18 protein-coding genes and 1 tRNA gene are annotated in these 17,970 nt (G+C 70.8%); 3 read left to right on the forward strand and 16 right to left on the reverse strand.

The features are described from left to right. Nucleotides 1–122 precede the first annotated feature (122 nt). From ABD709_RS02955 to ABD709_RS03005, 11 genes are all read right to left on the reverse strand, one after another. Nucleotides 123–533, reverse strand: a complete 411-nt coding sequence (locus ABD709_RS02955) for a hypothetical protein (RefSeq protein WP_344772312.1) — start codon at nt 531–533, stop codon at nt 123–125. Between the two features lie 204 nt (nt 534–737). Then, nucleotides 738–2,012, reverse strand: a complete 1,275-nt coding sequence (locus tag ABD709_RS02960; RefSeq protein ID WP_344772313.1) for a tyrosine-type recombinase/integrase — start codon at nt 2,010–2,012, stop codon at nt 738–740. Next, nucleotides 2,009–2,257: a helix-turn-helix transcriptional regulator gene (locus ABD709_RS02965; protein ID WP_344772314.1), complete on the reverse strand. Its 249-nt coding sequence runs from the start codon at nt 2,255–2,257 to the stop codon at nt 2,009–2,011. The genes ABD709_RS02960 and ABD709_RS02965 overlap by 4 nt, the downstream gene beginning before the upstream one ends. A 168-nt stretch (nt 2,258–2,425) precedes the next feature. Next, nucleotides 2,426–2,501 (reverse strand) — tRNA-Ala (locus ABD709_RS02970). Between the two features lie 96 nt (nt 2,502–2,597). Continuing rightward, nucleotides 2,598–3,194 carry a histidine phosphatase family protein gene (locus tag ABD709_RS02975; protein WP_344772315.1) on the reverse strand — a complete coding sequence of 199 codons (597 nt, stop codon included), beginning with the start codon at nt 3,192–3,194 and terminating at the stop codon, nt 2,598–2,600. 51 nt (nt 3,195–3,245) lie between these two features. After that, nucleotides 3,246–3,605 (reverse strand): ribosome silencing factor, encoded by a 360-nt coding sequence (gene rsfS / locus ABD709_RS02980; protein ID WP_344772316.1) that lies wholly within the window; start codon nt 3,603–3,605, stop codon nt 3,246–3,248. Continuing rightward, complete coding sequence (gene nadD, locus ABD709_RS02985) at nt 3,602–4,231, reverse strand: nicotinate-nucleotide adenylyltransferase (protein WP_344772317.1); 630 nt, start codon at nt 4,229–4,231, stop codon at nt 3,602–3,604. Before nadD ends, rsfS begins: the two co-directional genes overlap by 4 nt. Nucleotides 4,232–4,239: 8 nt before the next feature. Next, a complete protein-coding gene (locus ABD709_RS02990) occupies nt 4,240–4,398 on the reverse strand; it encodes a hypothetical protein (RefSeq protein WP_344772318.1) in 159 nt (52 codons plus the stop codon). A gap of 23 nt (nt 4,399–4,421) precedes the next feature. Continuing rightward, on the reverse strand, nt 4,422–4,883 hold the full coding sequence (locus ABD709_RS02995; RefSeq protein WP_344772319.1) for a VTT domain-containing protein: 462 nt from the start codon (nt 4,881–4,883) through the stop codon (nt 4,422–4,424). Next, nucleotides 4,880–5,524 (reverse strand): CDP-alcohol phosphatidyltransferase family protein, encoded by a 645-nt coding sequence (locus ABD709_RS03000; RefSeq protein ID WP_344772320.1) that lies wholly within the window; start codon nt 5,522–5,524, stop codon nt 4,880–4,882. The genes ABD709_RS02995 and ABD709_RS03000 overlap by 4 nt, the downstream gene beginning before the upstream one ends. A 29-nt stretch (nt 5,525–5,553) precedes the next feature. After that, nucleotides 5,554–6,804, reverse strand: a complete 1,251-nt coding sequence (locus tag ABD709_RS03005) for a glutamate-5-semialdehyde dehydrogenase (RefSeq protein WP_344772321.1) — start codon at nt 6,802–6,804, stop codon at nt 5,554–5,556. A gap of 137 nt (nt 6,805–6,941) precedes the next feature. Between ABD709_RS03005 and ABD709_RS03010 the strand changes: the two genes are divergently transcribed. Continuing rightward, complete coding sequence (locus tag ABD709_RS03010) at nt 6,942–8,426, forward strand: lysyl oxidase family protein (protein WP_344772322.1); 1,485 nt, start codon at nt 6,942–6,944, stop codon at nt 8,424–8,426. Nucleotides 8,427–8,525: 99 nt separating this feature from the next. On the opposite strand, the gene ABD709_RS03015 is transcribed toward ABD709_RS03010, so the two are convergent. From ABD709_RS03015 to ABD709_RS03030, 4 genes are all read right to left on the reverse strand, one after another. Further along, nucleotides 8,526–9,488 carry an electron transfer flavoprotein subunit alpha/FixB family protein gene (locus ABD709_RS03015; RefSeq protein ID WP_344772323.1) on the reverse strand — a complete coding sequence of 321 codons (963 nt, stop codon included), beginning with the start codon at nt 9,486–9,488 and terminating at the stop codon, nt 8,526–8,528. A gap of 12 nt (nt 9,489–9,500) precedes the next feature. Next, nucleotides 9,501–10,271, reverse strand: a complete 771-nt coding sequence (locus ABD709_RS03020) for an electron transfer flavoprotein subunit beta/FixA family protein (protein WP_344772324.1) — start codon at nt 10,269–10,271, stop codon at nt 9,501–9,503. Between the two features lie 197 nt (nt 10,272–10,468). Further along, nucleotides 10,469–10,852 carry a hypothetical protein gene (locus ABD709_RS03025; RefSeq protein WP_344772325.1) on the reverse strand — a complete coding sequence of 128 codons (384 nt, stop codon included), beginning with the start codon at nt 10,850–10,852 and terminating at the stop codon, nt 10,469–10,471. A gap of 4 nt (nt 10,853–10,856) precedes the next feature. Then, nucleotides 10,857–11,639: an enoyl-CoA hydratase/isomerase family protein gene (locus tag ABD709_RS03030; RefSeq protein WP_344772326.1), complete on the reverse strand. Its 783-nt coding sequence runs from the start codon at nt 11,637–11,639 to the stop codon at nt 10,857–10,859. Nucleotides 11,640–11,735: 96 nt separating this feature from the next. Between ABD709_RS03030 and glgX the strand changes: the two genes are divergently transcribed. Further along, on the forward strand, nt 11,736–13,913 hold the full coding sequence (gene glgX, locus ABD709_RS03035) for a glycogen debranching protein GlgX (protein ID WP_344772327.1): 2,178 nt from the start codon (nt 11,736–11,738) through the stop codon (nt 13,911–13,913). 9 nt (nt 13,914–13,922) lie between these two features. On the opposite strand, the gene glgP is transcribed toward glgX, so the two are convergent. Continuing rightward, nucleotides 13,923–16,499: an alpha-glucan family phosphorylase gene (gene glgP / locus ABD709_RS03040; protein ID WP_344772328.1), complete on the reverse strand. Its 2,577-nt coding sequence runs from the start codon at nt 16,497–16,499 to the stop codon at nt 13,923–13,925. 229 nt (nt 16,500–16,728) lie between these two features. Between glgP and ABD709_RS03045 the strand changes: the two genes are divergently transcribed. After that, entirely contained in the window at nt 16,729–17,946 is a 1,218-nt protein-coding gene (locus ABD709_RS03045) for a molybdopterin molybdotransferase MoeA (RefSeq protein ID WP_344772329.1), read from the forward strand. The last annotated feature ends 24 nt before the right edge of the window (nt 17,947–17,970 follow it).

The following is a 17,970-nucleotide window of genomic DNA, read 5'->3' on the forward strand; positions in this document are numbered from 1 at the left end:
CGCCATCACCGGCGAGCTCCTCCGAGACCTCACCATCGACACCAACACCGACTACCAACCCCGCAAATGACCAAGATCCGAACCCACTCCGTGGGTTCGGATCTTGCAGATGTCCTGAGACATCACAAAAGGCTTTCCCCACCGCGTTGAACCTGCGGCTTGTCGTCGACTCCCAGCGTCTGCTGTCTGCGGGCCTGGCGCCATACGCCGCCCGCATCGATGAGGACCGGTCGCGGCGGTGGCAGATCCGCGCCGAGACGTACGCGCGTGTGCAACAGCAGCTGCGTGACATCGGCGGCCACATCGGCCGCGGTGAGCTGGCCGCCGGCGAGGGCGCCAACGCGGTCGCGCGCCTCAAGGCACTCCCCCGCGACCTGATCGTGGAACCCCGGGTGCTCGCTGGTTTCCAAACGCTGTTCGACCGGATCGATGTCCGGATCGCCTACATCGTCGAGGAGGGCGTCGAACGCGGCGCGTTCGTCCAGCGCGTGCAGGTGCCCCGGCTGGTCGAGGACAGTGGTCAGCTCGTCCACCCGGTGCGGGAGCGCTTCGTCCCGGTCGCGCCGAGTGCCGAGTTGCCCGTCATCGCGACCGTGCGCTCCGCCCTGCGGCCGCAGCTTGAGCCTCAGCCATCTCATCCCGGTCCGAGCCGCGCAGGGCTGCACGCGGCCCTAATTCACCGACCTGCCGACACAGACCGTCACGGGTTGGCCCCGTAAAGGCTTAGGCATCAGCCGTCACGCGGCGTCGTCGTCCTGGGCGGCGTCGAGGAGATCGAGGAGGTCTTCCTCCTGCTCATCAATGGGTCGGGACAGCAGCGAGCCGTCCGGATCGATCGGGCGTAGGGTCCGCTCGATCACGCTGGCCGGCTCGAAGTCGATCCTTCGGTCCGGCTCGATGTAGTGGCCCTCGGTGATCGCGGTTGAGGTGTGGCCCAGGTAGCTCGCCGCCACGTCAGCCCCGAGCCCGCGGGCGAGCACGGTGGCGCCGGTGCGGCGGAACCAGCGGGGGGTGATCCCGGAGTCCTCCAGGCCGGCGAGGACCAGGAATTCGCGGAACGTCCGACGCAGGTTGTGCAGCGTCAGCGGTCCGCCAGCACGGTTGTGGAAGATCGTCACCTCGCGTTGCTCCGCCCCCATCAGCTTCAACCGACGGCGGATCACCACCGCGGCGAACTCCGGGACCGGGATGGATCGCGCGGAGGCGTCGGTCTTCGGCCGCGGCTGCCGGAAGGTCCCTCTGCCCTTCTGGGCGACCACCGTCCCAGTGACATTGGCGACCATGCCGGTCCTGGTGTGGGTGATGTCGACTGGCCGCAGAGCGAGCACCTCGCCCGGCCGCATCCCGGTGCCGAGCAGTACCTCGATCGCGTCGCGAACCTGCCCGTCGGGTTTGGGCCCCATCACTCCGGGGCCGGTGCGCCACCGCTGGGCGGCCAGGCGAATCGCGGCGATCTGATCCATGGTGAGCGCCTGCGGGGCACCCTTCGTCCGGTTGAGCGGCGAGGTTCCCTCGACCGGATTCCGGCTGATGGCGTCGTGTCGCAGCGCGTAGCCGAACAGCTGGTTGAGCAGGGTACGCGTGTGCTTGGCACGGGAGTAGGAGACCGCGGCCTGCTGCTTGAGGAAGACCTCGACCCGGCCGGTGGTGATCTCGCCCAGGGTGTAACTCTCGAAGAACGGCCGCACATGGAGCCGAAGATCATCGCGGTAGTTGTCCTTGGTCCCCTCGGTGACCTCCCGCGCAGCCAGGTCACTGAGCCAGAGCTCGCACAGGTCCGCGAACGGGCTGGAGAGGCCGAGCTGTCCATCGCGTCCGTAGCCCGGACGGTCCGCCAACCGGATCTTCAGCAGCGTGACGGCACCACCGCGCGAGGCGCCGGTGGCCTTGACCTGGCGAAGTACGCCGTCGAGATCTCGAAACCGGGTCTTGGCGGTGTAGCGGCGCCGCCCATGGTGCGCGACGTGGACGGCACCGTAGGTACCGATCGGGGTGCGAGGCCGACCGCTCATCGCAGACCCGCTGGATGACGTCCGGCGTCCTCGTCCTCGAGCCGAGCCAGCCACGCCTCGATCTCCGAGCGCCTAAAGCGCAGGTGCCGCCCGACCCGGAAGCCGGTCGGACCACGCCCTTGGCTGCGCAGGTCATACAGCGTCTGCGGGCTCACCTGCAGCTCGGCGGCGAGCTCGCTGATCGACAGGGCCGGCTCGAGGATCGCGGCCTCGGCCGAGTGGGCTGCAGGGGCGATGGGGCTCACGACGTTGCTCATACCGCTGAGGTGGGCGAGCGCCGCCGAGGCAGTCACGACCGCCACCGCGGTGGACCGAGACGAACCGAAACGGGACCGTTTGTGGTCCATTTATGTGACCAGGGCACTGCTCGCTCCTCTACTGAGGATCCAGAACAATGCCCTGACCTGCGGTTTTGGTGGAGCTGAGGGGACTCGAACCCCTGACCCTCTGCATGCCATGCAGATGCGCTACCAGCTGCGCCACAGCCCCGTCCGCTGCCCGGAGGCAACTCGCCAGATATTAGCCAACCGGTGACCGGCGAGCGAAATCGGGGTCTCGATACGCCCTCGCGCCAGGGCGCTCGGGCTACTCGACCGCCGAGACGTTGTAGGTGGCCAACGCCCATCGGCCACTCTCGCGCTCGACGAGCTCGACGCGGTTGCAGTTGCCCAGGGCGCGGAAGTCGCGGACGATCTCCAGCGGCCAGCCGAGGAAGCCGACCAGGCCGACGCGGATCGCGGCACCGTGGGAGACGGCGACTCCGGTCTCGCCGGCACCCAGAGCGGTCGCCAGGTCTCGCAGGCAGGCGACGAAGCGGTCCGCGACCTCCTGGACCTTCTCCGCACCCGGGACCTGCTGCCACTCCCCCGCGCGGAAGCTCTCGAACTCCTCCGGCGCGAGCTCGGCGTACTCCGCGTGGGTGAGGCCCTGCCGCTCGCCGAGGTGGAACTCGCGCAGCCGCGCGTCCTCGACCAACGTGAGCCCCGTGGCGGCCGCGACGTAGTCGGCGGTCGCGCGGGCACGTAGGAGGTCCGAGGACCACAGCAGCGCCGGGTCGAGCCTCGCGACGGCCGGGGCGACGGCCTCGGCCTGGGCGCGACCGACAGCGTCGAGCTCGACCTGGAGCTGGCCCTGGATCCGGAGCGAGGCGTTCCACTCGGTGCGGCCGTGCCGCAGCAGCACGATCCTCCGCGTCGGTTTCGAGGCTCGCTCCGCTCGCACCTCAACCACCGCTCAGAGCTCCGGGAGCTTGATGCTGGGACAGTCGCGCCAGAGCCGCTCGAGGGCGTAGAACTGACGCTCCTCCTCGTGCTGGACGTGCACCACGATCTCGCCGTAGTCGATCAGCACCCAGCGGCCGTCGCGCTCGCCTTCGCGGCGCACCGGCTTGGCCCCGATCTCGCGGAGCTTGTCCTCGACCTCGTCGACGATCGCCTTCACCTGCCGGTCGTTGCTGCCGGAGGCGATGACGAAGGCGTCGGTGATCGCCAGCTGCTCGCTGACGTCGAAGGCGATGATATCGGTGGCGAGCTTGTCGGCCGCTGCGCGGGCGGCGGTGTGGACGAGCTCGACGGCGTGGTCGGTGGCGGTCATGAATCTCCGGTGGCTCGGTACAGGCGGTGCTTGTGGATGTACTGCACGACGCCGTCCGGCACCAGGTACCAGATCGGCTGGCCGTCGGTCTCGCGCTGGCGGCACTCCGTGGAGGAGATGGCCAGCGCGGGGACCTCGAGCATGGTCACCCGCTCGTGGGGGATCTTGTCCAGCGTCTCGGCGTCCATCTCCGCCCCTGGGCGTGTGCAGCCGACGAAGTGAGCCAGCGCGAACACGTCGTCGGCGTCGCGCCAGCTGAAGATGTCGGTCAGCGCGTCGGCGCCGGTGATGAAGTAGAGGTCGGTGTCGGGCAGCTCGGCCTTCAGGTCCCGCAGGGTGTCGACGGTGTACGTCGGCCCGGCCCGGTCGATGTCGACCCGGCTGACCCGGAACCTCGGGTTGGCCGCAGTCGCGATGACCGTCATCAGGTAGCGGTGCTCGGCCGGCGAGACGGCCCGCTCGGCCTTCTGCCACGGCTGCCCGGTCGGCACGAAGATCACCTCGTCGAGCCCGAACCAGCCCTGCACCTCCGACGCGGCGACCAGGTGACCGTGGTGGATCGGGTCGAAGGTGCCGCCCATGACGCCGACCCGGCGACGCTCGGCGTCACCGGCAGGGAGGGTCACGTCGCCGGTCAGGTGTGGTCCCGTCCGCCGCCGAAGAGGACGAGGGCGCCTAGGACGCACAGCAGGAAGAGCAGGATGCCGCCGCCGATGATCCAGTGATTGACGGGCTCGGGGCTCGTCGTCTCCGCAGCCTGGATGACGGCGAGGGCGGTCTGGCTGATCAGCATGGGCCGCATGCTATCGGGGCGGGTCAGTGGATCGCGAAGTCGACCCCGAGGAAGAGCAGACTGAACCGGATCGAGCGGCCGACGAAGACGGTGGGGATGAAGACCCACATCGGCATCTTGAGCAGCCCGGCGACCGCAGCCATCGCCAGGAGCGGCGGGATGCCGACCGAGGCGGCGACGAAGATGACGGCGGCGGCGTACCACGGGCGGCCCTGCATCCGCTCGACCCAGCGCTCGTATCCGTTCTTGATCTTCGGCTTCGACAGCTGCTTCTGGGCCCACTTCGACGTGGACCCGCGCCGGGCGACCTCGTACCAGACGATCTTGCCGACGGTCGCGCCGGCGCCGGCCGCGATGCCGAGCGAGATCGCGGTGGCCGTGCCCGCCTCGGTGGCACCGGCACCGAGGATGTAGGCCTCCATCGGGAGGAATGGCAGGAGCGCGGACGCGATGCTGAACGCGAACGTGCTCAGCCACAGGATCATGCGACGGCGGTCCGCTCCGGCACCGGCACCCCGAGCTCGAGGAGCCAGCGCAGCGACACGCACTTGAGGGCGAGCAGCGCGATCGCGATGACCAGCCCCAGCCACCACCAGCCGGTGACGAGCAGGATCACTGCGAAGGCGCCCGAGTTGGCCGCCTTGCCGATCCGGGACCAGTTCCAGAGGTAGATCCGGCGGTCGATCACCCAGAAGTAGTTGGGGCTGCGGATCGGCCACGCGAGGAACGCCAGCGACAGGTACATGTCGATGACCATGAACTCGAAGAGGTAGATGGCGATCGGGATGCCGACCAGCGTCATCGGCTCGTCGCTCCACCAGCCGGTCGGCTGCAGCCACGCGATGCCGACGTAGAGAGCGCCGCAGCTGAGCCGGTCGCACATCATGTCGACGACGGCGCCCATCCGGGTCTCGCAGTCGAACCAGCGGGCCCACTCGCCGTCGATCGAGTCGCCGACCCAGTAGCTCACGAGGCCGACGACGAGCAGGGTCAGGCTGCCCTCGTAGGCGCCCCAGATCGCGATCGCGAGCGTGATCGCCGTACGGATGAAGGTGATCGTGGTGGCGCCGGTGAAGAGGCGCTCGGACGCAGGGTCCGCGTAGATCCGGTCGGGGCTCCCTGCCATGGTGCGCAACCTATCTTGCGGGCAAGGCCTCAGCGGACGTGGCCGTCCCCGACGACGACGTACTTGGTGGACGTCATCTCCGGCAGGCCCATGGGCCCGCGGGCGTGCAGCTTCTGGGTGCTGATGCCGATCTCGGCGCCGAAACCGAACTCACCGCCGTCGGTGAACCTGGTCGACGCGTTGACCAGGACGGCCGCAGAGTCGACCTCGGCGACGAAGCGCCGCGCGGCGCGCTGGTCGTCGGTGACGATCGCGTCGCTGTGGGCGCTGGAGAAGCGTCGGATGTGGTCGATCGCCGCGTCCAGATCGGGCACGACCCGCGCAGAGATGTCGAGGGAGAGGTACTCCTCGGCGTAGTCGTGGTCGGTCGCGGGCACCACGTCCTCGTACGCCGCGAACGCCTCGTCGCCGTGGACGGTGACCCCGGCCTCCTGGAGAGCCGTGACGACCCGAGGCAGGAACGCCTCGGCGACCGCCTCGTGCACGAGGAGCGACTCGGCGGCGTTGCACACGCTGGTGCGCTGGGTCTTCGCGTTGAGCACGATGGCGAGCGCCTTGTCGAGGTCGGCGGCGGCGTCGACGTACACGTGGCAGTTGCCGACGCCGGTCTCGATCACCGGCACCGTCGACTCCTCGACCACCGACCGGATCAGACCCGCGCCGCCGCGCGGGATGAGCACGTCGACCATCCCGCGGGCTCGCATCAGCTCCTTGACGCTGTCGTGGGTGTCCCCCGGCACCAGCTGCAGGACATCGGGGGCGAGCCCGGCGTCCGCGACGGCGTCGCGCAGCACGGCGACGATCGCGGCGTTGCTGGCGCGGGCACTCGAGCTCCCGCGCAGGAGCACGGCGTTGCCGGACTTCAGGCAGATGCCGGCAGCGTCGGCGGTGACGTTGGGCCGCGCCTCGTAGATCATCCCGATCACGCCGAACGGCACCCGGACCTGGCGCAGCTCCAGCCCGTTCGTGAGGAGCCCGCCGCGGACCACCTCGCCGACCGGGTCGGCGAGGCCGGCGACGTCGCGGAGGCCCTGTGCCATGCCCTCGAGCCGCTCGGGGGTGAGCCGGAGCCGATCGATGATGTTCGCGGGCGTCCCGTCGGCCTCGGCGCGTGCCACGTCCTCGGCGTTGGCCGCCAGGACCTCGTCCGCCCTGGCGAGGAGGGCGTCGGCCATCGCTTGCAGCGCGGCGTCCTTCTCGGCGCGGGTCGCGATCGCAAGGGCACGGCTCGCGATCCGCGCGCGGCCGGCGACGTCGGCCAGGTCTGCGGAGATGCTCACGCCTCGAAGATTAGTGGCGGGCGATGGCAACCACCGCGCCGTCTCAGCCGTCCTGACGGTCAGAGTGGCCGCCACCCGCGGCCCCGTCCCCGAGAGGAACCTCCGTGGCAAGACTCGCCCGCCCTGGCCGGCGGCCCATGCTCCGATCCGCACTGGCGGCTCTGGCGCTCACTGCCTCCGGCGCCGCCGCGATCGGCACCGCTCAGTCCCCCGCGCACGCCGCCGACGGCGACCCCGTCGTCACGCTGCTCGGCAAGGACACGCTGCACCTGACCACCTACCGCGGTCAGGCCTACACGAACTTCGGCCTGCAGCTCCACGTCGACAACGCCCCCTTGGAGATCTGGTCCCAGCGACCGTCCTACGACGACCAGGTCGTCGTGACCCAGAAGCTCGCGAGCGGCGACCGGACCTTCCCGGAGGGCGTCACCGACCACATCGGCGACCTCGACGGGTTCGTCACCGCGTCGTTCGTGCCGACTGGCAAGACGGCCGGCAAGCAGTTCGCTCGCAAGATGGACGGCTGCCTGACCGCCGCCTCGCGCCTGGTCCCGTCCGCGGTGCTGCGCTCGCCGTACCCCGAGGGCTGCTTCTACAACCCCTACGCCCTCGGCGCCGTCCAGGGCATCCCTGCGGGCTGGAGCGGCCACGTGCTCGCCAACAACTACGACAAGCCGTTCCACATCAAGCCCGGCACCTACACCGCGACCTTCGTCGTCTCGCCGGAGTACGCCGAGACGATCGGCCTGAGCGAGGACAACCGCACCGTGACCACGACCGTCGTGGTCAAGAAGGGCGGCGTCGACGACTGCCGGCGCGGCTGCCGGACGCCCGCTCCGGGCACCGCGCGCGCCCAGCGGGGCGACCAGCCCGAGCCCAAGCGGCCGACCGGCGAGGGCATCACCTCGGCCGCCGAGCTGCCGGAGGGCACGCCCGTCCCCGACATGCGGGCCCTGCCGGCATTCGGCATCTCGCTGAACAACGCGGGCACCCAGCTGCGGTTCGGCGCGACCGTCTGGGACGGCGGCACCTCCGACATGGTCGTCGACGGCTTCCGGCGTGAGGGCGAGGACGTCATGGACGCCTACCAGTACTTCCTGGACAGCGACGGCAACGTCGTGGACTACGCCCAGGTCGGGACCATGGAGTGGGATCCCGACCCGACCCACCACCACTGGCACTTCAAGGACTTCGCGACCTACAGCCTGGTCGGTGCCGATGAGAGCACCGTCGCGGTCTCGGGCAAGGAGTCGTTCTGCCTGGCGAACACCGACGCCGTCGACATGACCGGCGCGGGCGCCAAGATGACCATCAACTACGACGACCTCGGCAGCAGCTGCGGCGGCCACGGCGCCCTGTCCATCCGGGAGTCGCTCGCCGCCGGGTGGGGTGACACCTACGTCCAGTACCGGGCGGGCCAGTCGCTGCCGATCAAGAACGTGCCCGACGGCACCTACTACGTCAAGGTGCAGGCCAACCCCAACGGCAACCTGATCGAGAGCGACACGACCAACAACTCCTCGCTCCGCGAGATCAAGCTCTCCACCAACGCCCAGGGCGTGCGGAAGCTGAAGGTCTACCAGGTGGGCATCGTCGACGACGAGGGCTACTTCAACTACTGAGTCGAGTGGGGGTCTTTGCACCCTCGAAATGTGGCAAGCGCACGCGATATCGCGTGCGCTTGTCACATTTCGAGGGTGCTAAGACCCCCACTCGACAGGTCAGCCCTTGCGCTTCTCGACCTCCGCGGTGACGGCGGGCAGGACCGTGTGCAGGTCGCCGACGACACCGAAGTCGACGAGCTCGAAGATCGGGGCCTCCTCGTCCTTGTTCACGGCCACGATCGTCTTGGAGGTCTGCATGCCGGCGCGGTGCTGGATCGCACCGGAGATGCCGGCCGCGACGTAGAGCTGCGGCGAGACGACCTTGCCGGTCTGGCCGATCTGGAAGGCATGCGGCTTCCAGCCGGAGTCGACGGCGGCACGCGAGGCACCGACCGCGGCACCCAGCGCGTCGGCCAGGCCCTCGACCTCGGAGAAGTCACCGCCGGTGCCACGACCACCGGAGACCACGATGGCGGCCTCGGTGAGCTCAGGGCGGCCGGTGGCGGCCCGCGGGTTGGAGGCGGCGATCTTCGCGGTCTTCGCGGCGTCGGAGATGGTCACCGAGACCTTCTCGACGGTGCCGGCGCCGGCGCCCTCCTCGGGGGCGGCGCTGTTCGGCTTGACCGTGATGATCGGGGTGCCCTTGGTGACCTTGGCCTTCGCGGTGTAGGAGCCCGCGAAGATCGACTGCGTCGTCACCGGCGCGCCGTCCTCGACCTGGACGTCGACCGCGTCGGTGATCAGGCCCGACTCGAGCTTGATCGCGAGCCGGCCGGCGATCTCCTTGCCCTCCGCGCTGGAGGGGATCAGGATCGCGGCCGGGGAGGCCTGGTCGGCGATCTGCTGCAGCGCCTCGGCCTTCGGGGCCACCAGGTAGCCCTTGATCTCCGCGTCGTCGACGACGTAGACCTTCTCCGCGCCGTAGCCCTTCACGGACTCTGCGACGGCGTCGGCCTTGTCGGCGCCGCCGATGAACACCGCGGACGGCGAGCCGATCCGCTTGGCGATCGCGAGCAGCTCGAGGGTCGGCTTGCGGACCGCGCCGTCGACGTGGTCGACGAGTACGAGAACTTCAGACATTTCGATGTCTCCTCAGATGAATTTCTTCGAGGCGAGGAACTCGGCCAGCGCCGTGGCACCCGAGCCGTCCTCGTCCTTGACGATCTCGCCCGCGGTGCGGGGCGGGCGGGCAGCGGTCTCCTCGACGGCGGTCCACGCCGCCGACAGGCCGACCTCGCCTGCGTCGACACCGAGGTCACCCAGCGAGTAGGTCTCCAGCGGCTTCTTCTTCGCGGCCATGATGCCCTTGAAGGACGGGTAGCGGGCCTCGCCCGACTGGTCGGTCACCGACGCCACGAGCGGCATCGTGCCGATGACGACCTCGGTCGCGGTGTCGCCGTCGCGCTGGACCGCGAGCTGGTTCTCCTTGCGCTCGATCCGCGAGCCCAGGGTGACCTGCGGGAGGCCGAGCCGCTCGGCGAGCATCGCCGGGACGACGCTCATCGCGCCGTCGGTCGACGCCATGCCGCACATCACGATGTCGGGCTGACCGATCTTCTCGACCGCCTTGGCGAGCACCAGCGAGGTGGCGACCGCGTCCGAGCCGGCGATCTCGTCGTCCTGCACGTGGACGCCCTGGTCGGCACCCATCTGCAGCGCCTTGCGCACGGCGTCGACGGCCTTCTCGGGGCCGACGGTCAGCGCGGTGACGGTGGAGTCGTCGCCCGCGGCCTCCTTCAGCTGCAGCGCCTGCTCGACGGCGTACTCGTCGAGCTCCGACAGGAGGCCGTCGACAGCGCCGCGGTCCACCGTGTTGTCCGACTCGAACCGCTGCTCGGCGGTGGCGTCAGGGACGTACTTCACACATACGACAATGTTCATGGTTGTGGCCGGAACGGCCCCTTCCTGTGCACGGGTGAGTCCCCTCTCGGGGCTCAGCTGGTGTCCGATAGGACGGCGTTGGGCAGGTTACCGCCCGGTCACAGCCGCTGCTAACCGGTCTCGGCGTGGACTGTGTCACACCGGGTTACACACGGGTCACAACAACCCGGGCCGCGGCCTCAGGGCCGGATGATCCGCTCCAGCACGCGGCCGACGATGAGGTAGAGGACCGCGGCGATGCCGTAGTTGAACAGCGCGTTCTTCACCTCGCCGTTGGGATCGCCCTTGCTGCGGAAGTCCTTGACCGGGTTGTCGAGGTCGAACCAGCCCATGTCGATCCGGTCGGCGAGCTCCTGGAAGAACTTGACGAGGCCGTTGTTCTGGTTGGCGTCGAGGGCGTAGCTGAACGCCGCGATCGCGAGAACCAGGGCCAGCACCAGGCAGACGGTCCACAGCACTCGGGCGACCACGCCACGGACCCGGGCGACCGTGAGCACCCGCTCGGATGACTTCGATCCCTCCACGCCGGTCACCTGCCGCTGCACCTCGCCGTCAGTCGCCACCGGATCATCGTCCTCGGAATTCTGCCTTTCCGGGGCCGTTCTCGATGAAGGATGCCATGCCTGTGGTTCGGTCGTCGGTAGCGAACACGGATGCGAAGTGCTGCCGCTCGATGGCGAGGCCGGTCTCGAGGTCGCTCTCCAGGCCGCGGTCGACGCAGTCCTTGATCGCACGCAGGGCGTACGGCGCCGCGGCGGCGAACTGTCGCGCCCACGCCACGGCCTCGTCGTACACCTGCTCGGCAGGGAGCACGCGGTCCACCAGGCCGATCGCGAGCGCCTCGTCGGCCTTCACGAACCGGCCGGTGAACATCAGCTCCTTGGCGCGCGAGGGGCCGACCAGGCGGCTCAGCCGCTGGGTGCCCCCGGCCCCTGGGATGATGCCGAGCAGCACCTCGGGCTGTCCGAGCACCGCGTTCTCGGCCGCGAACCGCACGTCCGCCGCGAGCGCGAGCTCGCAGCCACCTCCCAGCGCGTAGCCGTTGACCGCCGCCACCACCGGCTTGGGGATCCGCGCGACGGCCGACACGGCGCCCTGCAGCGCGTCGACCCGGTCGACCATGTCGACGTAGGACATGTCGGCCATCTCCTTGACGTCGTTGCCGGCGGCGAACACCCGCTCGCCGCCCCACACGACGACAGCCCGCACGTCCTTGCGCTCGGTGGCCTCGGCCGCGGCGAGCGCCAGCTCGTCCTGGACCTGGAGGCTGATGGCGTTCATCTTCGGCCGGTCGAGCCGGATCGTGCCCACGCCGTCGGCCACCTCGAGCCGGACGAACTCGCTCGTCATCTCTGTCCTCTCCTCGTTCGCACTCGCTGGACCTGCCATTGTGCCGGTCGGGGTGCTCGCCCGACACGGCACTCGCCGGTTGGCACAATGGAGCGGGTGAGCCCGACCGTGTGGCGAAGTATCGGAGAGCAGTCCCCCGTGTGGCCCGGCCGGAACTGGCCGCTGGGCGCGACGTGGACCGCGGAGTCGACCAACTTCGCCGTCTGGGCGCCGCAGGCCACGGACGTCTGGCTCTGCCTGTTCGACGACGAGGGCGGCGAGCAGCGCTACCCGCTCTCGGAGTTCTCCCTCGGCATCTGGCACGGCGAGCTGCCGGGGATCGCGCCGGGCACGCGCTACGGCTACCGCGTCGACGGGCCGTGGGATCCCGAGCAAGGGCTCCGCTTCAACTCCGCGAAGCTGCTGCTCGACCCCTACGGCCTCGCGACGTCGGGCCGGGTGACCGAGGGGCCCGAGCTGCTGGCGTACGACGTCGACGACCCGACCGTCCGCAGCACGCTCGACTCGGCCACGCACACCGCGCGCAGCGTGGTCGTCGACCCGTCCTTCGACTGGGAGGGCGACAGCCGGCCGCTGCGCAAGTGGCGCGACTCCGTCGTCTACGAGCTGCACGTCAAGGGCTTCACCGCGTGCCACGACCGCGTCCCCGCGGAGCTGCGCGGGACGTACGCCGGCCTCGGTCACCCGGTCGTGACGGAGTACCTGAACGACCTCGGCGTCACCGCCGTCGAGCTGCTGCCGGTGCACCAGTTCTTCGACGAGCCCGAGCTCGTCGAGCGCGGCCTCAGCAACTACTGGGGCTACAACCCCATCGGCTACTTCGCGCCGCACGCGGCGTACTCCTCCTCCGGCGACCGGGGCCAGCAGGTCACCGAGTTCAAGCAGATGGTGAAGTCGCTGCACCAGGCGGGGATCGAGGTGATCCTCGACGTCGTCTACAACCACACCGCCGAGGCCGACCGGGACGGGCGCACGCTGTCGTTCCGCGGCCTCGACGACCGCGGGTTCTACCGGCGGGTCCCGACGGGCGCGGTGCCCGAGGGACCGCCGCGCGAGTTCGACGACACCTACTGGGACGTGACGGGCTGCGGCAACACGGTGGACAGCGAGGACCCGCTCGCGCTGCGCCTGATCCTCGACTCGCTCCGCTACTGGGTCACCGAGATGCACGTCGACGGCTTCCGGTTCGACCTGACGTCGGCGCTGACGCGGACCAAGATCGGTGACGGCATCCCGATCGACATGGCCTGCAAGCTGCTGGTCGCGATCGGCCAGGACCCGATCCTGCGCCACGTGAAGCTGGTCGCGGAGCCGTGGGACGTGTCGATGGACGGCTACCTCGTCGGTCGGATGCCGCCGCCGTGGGTGGAGTGGAACGACCAGTTCCGCGACACCGTGCGCGACTTCTGGCGCGGCCAGGGGCCGATCCAGACCGTGGCGACCCGGCTGGCCGGCTCCTCGGACCTCTACGCCGACGACGGTCGCTCGGCGTTCGCGTCGGTCAACTTCATCACCGCCCACGACGGCTTCACCGTGCGGGACCTGGTCTCCTACGACCACAAGCACAACGAGGCCAACGGCGAGGGCAACCGCGACGGCACCGACAACAACCGCTCCTGGAACCACGGCGTCGAGGGCGAGACCGACGATCCCGGCATCGGCGCGCTCCGGCGCCGCCAGGCCGCCAACCTGATGGCCACGCTGTGCCTCTCCAACGGGGTGCCGATGCTGACCGCGGGTGACGAGCGCGGGCGCACCCAGCGTGGCAACAACAACCCCTACTGCCAGGACAACGACATCTCCTGGGTCGACTGGCGACCGGACGACGCGTGGCTCGGCGTCTACGACGTCGTCAAGACCGCGCTGCGCCTGCGGCGCGAGCACCCGGCGCTGCGGCAGCGGCACTGGTTCGAGGGGCAGCCGACGATCGTCGGCGGCCCGAAGGACCTCGCCTGGCTGCACCCCTCCGGCCGCGAGATGACCGACGCGGACTGGCACGACCACGGCCTGCACACCATCGGCATGTTCGTGACCGGCAAGCCGCTCCGCTCCCCCGGGCCGCGCGGCGAGCAGCAGCTCGACGCGTCGTTCCTCATGTGGTTCCACGCCGGCGAGGCGCCGGTCGACGTGCTCCTCCCGGAGAACGACTGGGTCAGCCGCGGCGAGATCGTCCTCTCGACGGACCCGGACCTCCCCGTCGGCGAGACCTGCGAGGTCGGCAGCACCCTGAAGGTCGGCGGCCGCAGCGTGGTCGTGCTGAAGGAGACCGACTGAGCCGCGGCCTCAGGCCAGGGTCACGATGCCCATCTCCGCGACGGCGGCGAGCCGCTCGTTGGCGGGGACGACGCGCACGGTGTAGCCGAACGGTCCGCTGCGGCCGAGGCCGACGGTGCCGTCGAACCGCGACCGGCCGCCGTCGTAGGACTCGGTGAGCGTGAGCGGCGCGACCGTCGAGTCGACCAGCAGGTCGTCGGCGTTGACGCGGCCGTGCACCAGCTGGACCTCGACGTCGGCCGGCGAGAGGTCGCCCAGGGCGACGTACGCCTGCACGCTGAGGGTCGAGCCGACCTCGACCGCGTCGGCGAGGCCCTCGGCCTCGACGTGCTCGACCCGCACCGACGGCCAGGCGGCCCGCACGCGCGCCTTCCAGACGGCGAGCTCCCGGGCGCCCTCGAAGTCGCTGTTGAGCGCGCGGGCGTTCACGGCGGCGGGCGCGTAGAGCTGGCGGACGTAGTCGCGGACCATCCGGGTCGCGAGCACCTTCGGCCCGAGCGACTTCAGGGTGTGGCGAAGCATCTCGACCCACCGGGCCGGTACGCCGTCCTGGTCGACGTCGTAGAACCGGGGCGCGACCTCGTTGGCGATCAGGTCGTAGAGCGCGGCGGCCTCCAGGTCGTCGCGCTTGTCGACGTCGTCGATCCCGTCGACCGACGGGAGCGCCCAGCCGTTCTCGCCGTCGTACCACTCGTCCCACCAGCCGTCGAGGATCGACAGGTTCAGCCCGCCGTTCAGCGCGGCCTTCATCCCCGACGTGCCGCACGCCTCGTAGGGGCGCAGCGGGTTGTTGAGCCAGACGTCGCAGCCCGGGTAGAGGGGCTGCGCCATCGCGATGTCGTAGTTCGGCAGGAACGCGATCCGGTGCCGCACGTCCTCCTCGTCGGCGAACTGGACGATCTGCTGGATCAGCCGCTTGCCGCCGTCGTCGGCCGGGTGCGCCTTTCCGGCGATGACCAGCTGGACGGGGCGCTCCGGGTCGAGCAGCAGCTTCCGGAGCCGCTCGGGGTCGCGGAGCATCAGCGTGAGCCGCTTGTAGGACGCGGCGCGGCGCGCGAACCCGATGGTGAGGACGTCGGGGTCGAGGGCCGTGTCGATCCAGCCGAGCTCGGCCTTGGCGGCGCCCCGCTTCTCCCAGGACCGGAGCATCCGGCGGCGGGCGTCGGCGACCAACCGCTCGCGCAGGGCGCGCTTGGTGCGCCACATGTCGACCGAGGGAACCCGGTCGACACCGGCCGCGAAGGCGTCGTAGTCGCTGGAGTCGGGGTCGGCGCCGTACTCCTGGGCCAGGCCCGTGATCTCGCTCGCGACCCAGGTCGGAGCGTGCACGCCGTTGGTGATCGACGTGATCGGCACCTCGGCCTCGTCGAACGCCGGCCAGAGCCCGCTGAACATGCCGCGGCTGACCTTGCCGTGCAGCTGGGAGACCCCGTTGGCGCGCTGGGCCAGCCGGAAGCCCATCACCGCCATGTTGAACACGCCCGGGTCGCCGCCCTGGTAGTCCTCCGCGCCGAGCGCGAGGACGCGGTCGACCGGCACGCCGGGCGTCGCGCCGGCGTCGCCGAAGTACTGCTCGATCAGCTCGCACGGGAACCGGTCGATGCCCGCCGGAACCGGGGTGTGCGTCGTGAAGACGGTCGACGCCCGGCCGACCTCGATCGCGGTGTCGAGGTCGAGTCCCGGCCCGTCCGGCTCGGCGGTCAGCTCGCGGATCCGCTCGATGCCGAGGAAGCCGGCGTGGCCCTCGTTGGTGTGGAAGACCTCGGGCGCGGGTGCGCCGGTGATCCGGGAGTAGGCGCGGAGGGCGCGCACGCCGCCGACGCCGAGCAGGAGCTCCTGCCGCAACCGGTGCTCGCTGTTGCCGCCGTAGAGCCGGTCGGTGATCTGGACGTAGTGGTCGGGGTTGCCCTCGACGTCGGTGTCGAGCATGAGCAGCGGGACCCGGCCGACAGCCGCGACCCAGATCCGCGCCAGCAGGTCGGGACCGTCGGGGAGCCGGATCGAGATCGTCGCGCGGCTGCCGTCGGGCTCGCGCAGCGGCGAGATCGGCAGGCCGTCGGGGTCCAGGACCGGGTAGGTCTCCTGCTGCCAGCCCTCCCGGGACAGCGACTGCTTGAAGTAGCCGTGCCGGTAGAGCAGGCCGACGCCGACGATCGGCACGCCGAGGTCGCTGGCGGCCTTGAGGTGGTCGCCGGCGAGGATCCCCAGGCCGCCGGAGTACTGCGGCAGCACGGCGGTGATGCCGAACTCCGGCGAGAAGTAGGCGATGGTCTCCGGCGTCGCGTCGGCCTCGTGCTGGAACCAGCGCGGCTCGGTCAGGTAGGTCTCGAGGTCGGCCCGCACCAGCGCCACCCAGCCGACGAAGCCGTCGTCGCCCGCCAGCTCCTCCCAGCGGGCGGCCGACACCTCGCCGAGCAGCCGCACCGGGTCGTGCCCCACGCGCTCCCAGATCTCGGGGTCCACGTGGGAGAACAGCCGCTGGGTCTCGGCGTGCCACGACCACCGCAGGTTCGCGGCGAGCTCGCCGAGCGCCGCCAGGGCCGGGGGTAGGACGGGCCGCACCGTGAATCGCCTGATCGCTCGCACCCGACGACGGTAACGCGACCGACTTGAACGTTCCAAGAATCCGCGGAGGAAGCCCGGAAAAGGCCGCCGGTCCAGACAACCGGGACCCTGACACGGTGTCGCACGTAACCGGCTGGTAGGCCGGCCGTTGACGGGTGAGGACGGGCGGGGCAGATACATGGGGGCTGCCTCGTCCGTCCGTCGTCCGCCGGGTCGCCGGCGCCGCTCCTGCGCGCCCTAGGGTGGGTCCGTGAGCGTGCCCTTGCTCGATGTGTCCGACCACCAGCGGCGGGTTGCCGAGCTGATCGGCCCGACGGGGTCGGAGCGGGTGTCCGCCGCCGAGGCCGCCGGTCGCGTGCTGGCCGAGCCCGTCGTGGCTGCCGAGCCGCTGCCGGCCTTCGACAACTCCGCGATGGACGGGTACGCCGTCCGCGCTGCGGACGTCGCCGGCGCCTCCGACGCGTCCCCCGTCGTGCTGCCCGTCGCCGGCGACATCCCGGCCGGCGCGCCGGTCGGGCGGCTGGAGCCGGGGACGGCGGTGCGGATCATGACGGGCGCTCCCCTGCCCGCCGGCGCCGACGCCGTGGTCGAGGTCGAGGTCACCGACGGCGGGACCACGACCGTCGCCGTCAGGTCCGAGCGCGCCGCCGGCTCCTTCGTGCGTCCCGCGGGCGGCGACGTCGCCACCGGCAGCACCGTGCTGGAACCCGGCACCGTCCTGGGACCGGCGCAGGTCGGCGTGCTGGCCGCGCTCGGCGTGGACGAGGTCGTCGTACGCCGTCGCCCCCGCGTGCTGGTCTGCTCGACCGGCTCCGAGCTGGCCGAGCACCCCGACCCGGCCGCGGGCCAGATCCGCGACTCCAACGGGGCCCTGCTCGCCACCGCCGTCGAGCAGGCCGGCGGCGAGGCGGTCAGCCGGCTCTGGGTCGCGGACGACGTGCCTGCGTTCCTCGCGGCCCTCGACCGGGAGATCGACGGTCCGACGCCGCCCGACCTGGTGATCACGACGGGCGGGGTCAGCATGGGCGCCTACGAGGTCGTCAAGGAGGCGCTCGGGACCCGCGGGGTCGAGTTCGTGAAGGTCGCGATGCAGCCGGGCATGCCGCAGGGCGCGGGCCGCTACCGCGACGTCGCGGTGGTCTGCCTCCCGGGCAACCCGGTCAGCGCGCTGACGTCCTTCGAGGTGTTCGCGCGGCCCGCGCTGCGGGCGGCGTACGGCCACCCGCGGCCGCGGCGACCCGTCGTCCGCGCCACGCTCGGCACGGAGCTCTCCTCCATGCCCGGCAAGCGCCAGCTGCGTCGCGGCCGGCTCGACCCCGTCCACGGAACGGTGGAGCCGTGGGGCCCGCCGGGCTCGGGCTTCCTCGGCTGGTTCGCCGGCGCCGACTGCCTGATCGACATCGCCTCCGACGTGACGGCCGTGGGCGCCGGGGAGGTCGTCGACGTGTGGGACCTGAGCACCGGTTAGGACACCGGAGAAGGGGCAGGGTTG

The sequence above is a fragment of the Nocardioides panacisoli genome (assembly GCF_039537325.1).
Lineage (GTDB): Bacteria > Actinomycetota > Actinomycetes > Propionibacteriales > Nocardioidaceae > Nocardioides > Nocardioides panacisoli.